The organism is Kitasatospora sp. MY 5-36, assembly GCF_001182915.1.
GTDB lineage: Bacteria > Actinomycetota > Actinomycetes > Streptomycetales > Streptomycetaceae > Kitasatospora.
In genome coordinates, this window is the sequence record NZ_LFVW01000918.1 from 1 (window position 1) to 3,336 (window position 3,336).

Sequence of the window (3,336 nt, forward strand, 5' to 3'; positions counted from 1 at the left end):
CCCCGCCGGCCCGCGCCACCAGGGCCGCGCCGATGGCCGGAGCCGCCTCGCAGGGGCTGGCCAGGAAGGTGGGCTCGCTCTCCGGCGGCAGCGGCCGGACCAGGCGGTCGCCGAACAGGGCCGCGGTCCGCACCGGCGCACCGAGCACGTAGGCGGCGCCGACGACCCTGAGCAGCGGGCCGAGCGAGGCGCTGTCGGTGTCGACCGCCAGCACCGCGAGGTCCGGCGCGATCTCCGCCAGCAGGCCGGACAGCACCCGGCCGGGGCCGACCTCCACCACCAGGTCGGCGTCGGCGGCCGCGGCCTCGGCGGCCTCGTGGAACCGGACCGGGAGCAGCACCTGGGCGCGCAGCAGCTCCCGCAGGTCGGCGGTCGGGTCCAGCAGCCGGCCGGTGACCGTGGAGGCGACCGGGCGGACCGGCGGGCGGAGCTCGAACCCGGCCAGTTCGGCCGCCATCGCGGCCGCGGCCGGCTCGACCAGCGGCGAGTGGAAGGCGTGCGACACCCGCAGCCTGGTCGCCGTGACGCCCTCGGCCGCCGCCCGGCGGCAGACCTCGTCGACCGCCCCGGCGGGGCCGGAGACGACGGTCTGCCGGGGGCCGTTGTAGCCCGCGACGACGACGTCCGATCCGTCCGACAGCCGGGCGGTCCGCTCCGGGGTCGCCGCCAGGCCGGCCATCGCGCCGCCGCCGAGGCTCGCCCGCGCCATCACCCGGCCGCGGACCGTGGCGAGGCGCACCAGTTGCTCCTCGCTCATCGCCCCGGCCCAGTGCAGCGCCGTCAGCTCGCCCAGGCTGTGCCCGACGGCGGCCCCGGCCCGGATGCCCAGTCCGTCCAGCACCCGGAGGGCGGCCAGCGAACCGGTGACGATGCGCGGTTGGGCCACCTCGGTGGCGACCTGGTCCGCACCGGCGGGCGGTCCGGCCGCGCCGAACACCTCCTCCGCGGTGGCGAACCGGCGCCGGATCGCGCCGACGGCGCCGTGTCCCGAGCCCTGCCCGGGGAAGAGGTAGACGATCCGGGGCGCGGTCCGCGCCCGGCCGAGGAAGACCCCCTCGGCGGCCGAGAACGCCTCCCGCGCGCCCGAGTCGAGCAGCGCGGCCAGCCGTTCGAGGGCCCGCGCGGCGTCGTCCGGCGAGGTCGCGACGACGGCGGCCCGGACCGGGGCGCCGGAGAGCCGCTCGGCCAGCGTTCCGGCCAGGTCCGCGAGTTCGGCCTGGGCCAGTCGGGGCACCAGGTCGAGCAGTGGGCCCAGCTCCGCGCGCAGCGCGGCCGGGTCCGCGCCGTCCAGCAGCAGCAGTTCGGCGTCCTGGCGTCCGGCGACCAGCCGGGTGGTGCGCTCGTCGAGCGCCTCGCGCCGGGTGCGGCCGGGGCCCTCGGCGACCGCGACGTGGGTGTTGATCCCGCCGAAGCCCATGGCCGACACGCCCGCCCGGACCGGCTGGTCGGCCGGCCAGAGCTCGGCCCGGCCCGGCACGTACATGGCCGCCGTCTCGCCGAGCAGGCCGGGGTGCGGGTCGTGGTGGCCGGTCGCCGGGGGGATCACCTGGTGGTGCACGGCGAGGGCGGCCTTGATCAGGCCGGCCACGCCCGCCGCGGCCTTGGTGTGCCCGAAGTTCCCCTTGACCGTCCCGAGCGCGGCCGGTCGGGCCGTCGGGTCCGCGGCGCGGCGCGCGGAGGACAGTGCCTCGATCTCGGTCGCGTCGCCGAGGGCCGTGCCGGTACCGTGGCCCTCGAAGTACGAGACCGTCTCGACCCCGTAGCCCGCCCGCCGGTAGGCGCGGTCCAGTGCCAGCCGGTGGCCGCCCGCCTCGGGCCGGGTGATGCCGCCCCTGCCGTCCGAGGAGACCCCCCAGCCGCTGATGCTCGCGTAGATCCGCCGCCCCTGCGCCACCGCGTCCCGCTCGCGCATCAGCACCAGCATGCCGGAGCCCTCGCCGGGCCAGAAGCCGTTGGAGTCCCGGTCGTAGACCTTCATCTCCCCGGTGGCCAGCGCGCCGGTCTTGGCGAAGCCGATCACCTCGAACGGGTCGATGGACAGGTCGACCCCGCCGGCGACGGCCACGTCCAGGTCGCCGTCGCAGAGCGCCCCGGCGGCCGTGACCACGGACAGCAGGGAGGAGGAGCAGGCGCCGTCGACGGTGTACCCGCCTCCGCGCAGGTCGAAGTGGTTGCAGATCCGCCCGGCGATGGTGTTGGCGAGGCCGCCCGCCAGCGAGTCCTCGTCGATCGGCGGGAAGGGCGCCTTGTACTGCGGCTCCAGCTCCCCGAGGAAGGCGGCGACGTCGCCCTCGGGCCAGCCCTTGCCCGCCAGGGCGGCGGCCACCGTCCGGCGCACGTAGGGCCAGCGCAGCCGCATGGTGTTGGCGCGCGAGAACTCCCCGGTGAGGCTGTTGCCGACCACCACGCCGGTGGCCTGCCGCGGCAGGCCCGCGCCGTCCGGGAACCCGGCGTCGGCGAGCGCCTCGGCGGCCACGTCGAGGGCCAGCCAGTGCGTCAGGTCGGTCGCCCGGTACGTGCTGCCGGCGACGCTGTACCCGACCCGGTCGAAGCTGTAGTCCCGGAGGACGGCGGCCTTGGTCGCGTAGTACCGGTCGGGCGCGGTGCGGTCCGCCGACCAGTAGTCCGCCTGGTTCATCCGCTCGTCCGGCAGCCTCCGGAAGGCCCGGCGGCCGCCCAGTACGTTGTCCCACAACTCGCCCGGGGAATTGGCGTCCGGATAGCGGAGGCCGATTCCCACGATTGCGATCCGTTCACTGCTCATGTATCCACCACCCATGGAGATGAATTGACGGCGAATCCCTTCGCCAACCCGGCAGTCCACCCATCGGTCAAGCGTGCGACCAAGGCCGGGAAAATGCCTTCTCCGAGTTTGCTTTACCACCCGCGCGGGTCACGCTCTTTCAATAACGGCGTTATTTCCCCGCGTTCGCATTCCATAACGCCGTGATATTCCGCGCGGCGCACCGGAGCCGACGGCCGTGAACGCACCGGGGCCCCCGCCGCGGGGCGGGGGCCTCGGTGCGTCCGGAGTGCCGCGGGCGGCTTCGGTGTCAGCCGTGACCGCCCGTCAGAGCGCGCTCCCCCAGCCTGGCGCCCAGCTCCCGGGCCGCCGCCAGGGCGGCCCAGGAGGCGAGCTCGACCAGCGCGGCGTCGCCGGGCCGGCCGCGCCGGAACTCGGCGACGAGACCGTCGTCGACCCGGTACGAGGCCTTGGCGACCAGCAGCGCCAGCCGGCCCGCCGGGCGCTGCTCCTCGGGCAGGGCCGACACCTCGTCCTCGACCCAGGCGCGGCCGGTCCCGGGCGTCTCCGGCCCGATCGTCGACATCGCCAAG

General features: G+C 76.2%; 1 protein-coding gene and 1 pseudogene. Both read right to left on the reverse strand.

The genetic code is table 11. The annotated features are described in order from the left end of the window. A partial coding sequence (locus tag AE652_RS38180; RefSeq protein ID WP_369808366.1) for a type I polyketide synthase occupies positions 1–2,734 on the reverse strand: 2,734 nt, incomplete at its 3' end. Between the two features lie 319 nt (positions 2,735–3,053). Continuing rightward, positions 3,054–3,336 (reverse strand): annotated as a pseudogene (locus AE652_RS38185) (hypothetical protein); the annotation flags it as partial.